2 protein-coding genes are annotated in these 1059 nt (G+C 60.6%); both read right to left on the bottom strand.

Features of this window, described 5'->3' with window-relative positions; all coding sequences use genetic code 11:
• The coding region (locus tag ACFR9S_RS15340; RefSeq protein ID WP_379818995.1) for a quinone oxidoreductase family protein at nucleotides 1-405 on the bottom strand (405 nt) is incomplete at its 3' end.
• Between the two features lie 212 nt (nucleotides 406-617).
• A partial coding sequence (locus tag ACFR9S_RS15345; protein ID WP_379818996.1) for an MOSC domain-containing protein occupies nucleotides 618-1059 on the bottom strand: 442 nt, incomplete at its 5' end.

A 1059-nucleotide genomic window follows, 5' to 3' on the forward strand; every position in this document is an offset into this window, starting at 1 on the left:
CAGAGCGCGCCAGGCCGTACACGCGGCGACGCCCGCGGCGCCGGCCTCCTGGAGGTCAGCGCCATCGGGGAGGTGGACGACGCGGTCGGTAGGAATCGTGGCGTACTCCGCGTATGCGCCCTGGTGCTCGCCGTTCCCGATGCCGACCCCGAACACGCGGTCGCCGGCCTCGAACCCCTCGACACGGTCGTCCATCTCGACGACGGTCCCGGCGACGTCGACGCCGGGCGTAAAGGGGAGCCCGACCGGCTCGTAGGAGCCGTCGCGGAAGTAGGTGTCCACGGGATTGACGCCCGCGGCTGCGACCTCGACCAGCAGCTCTCCCTCGTCGGGATCGGGGCGGTCTATCTCCTCGACAGTCAGTACCTCTGGCCCGCCGTGCTCGGAGACGCGTACGGCTCGCATATTCGATGACAAGATGCGACGGCGCTTGAAAGGTGGTACCATTTCGATCGTTCGGGGGCGATCGGACCTGTTGGAGGGCGGTACTTACTCCAGCCAAGGTACATTCGCACACCTACTGGGCGGCTATTTCACTCTAAATCAGCTGGTGAGAATCCACCTCGATGTGATGAGCCGCTTCAGCAAGTACAGACGAAGACGTTACTGAATGCAGATTATTCGAGCGGTTCGATTTCGTCGCCGGGACGAATTGTCCCACTTTCGATGATGTCCGCTCGGAGCCCTCCTCGATGGGTGAGTGCCTGCAATACGCCGTCCTGGGTAATGCGCTGGAGATGATTACACGGTTCACACAGTCGATCCCCTCGACAGATGGCATCTCCGACTCGGAATCGTTGTCCAACGAGATGATTGAGTGCTACATCACGGGTTTCGATGTTTCGTCGATGTTCTCCCGGTGCGAGTTCGATTCCCGCTTCACGTTCGATTGCTGCTACAGCCTCTTGCTCGATCAACGTGAGGTCGTACCCATCGTGGCGTTCCTCATCTGGCTCCCACTCAACGAAGGTTCCCGTCTCAATCTCACTAAAGTAGCGATCACCTCGGAGTCCCTGTCCGGCAACTGCTTCAACGTCGGTCTGTTCTTCCATCTCCGCT

Source organism: Halolamina salina, from assembly GCF_042678005.1.
GTDB lineage: Archaea > Halobacteriota > Halobacteria > Halobacteriales > Haloferacaceae > Halolamina > Halolamina salina.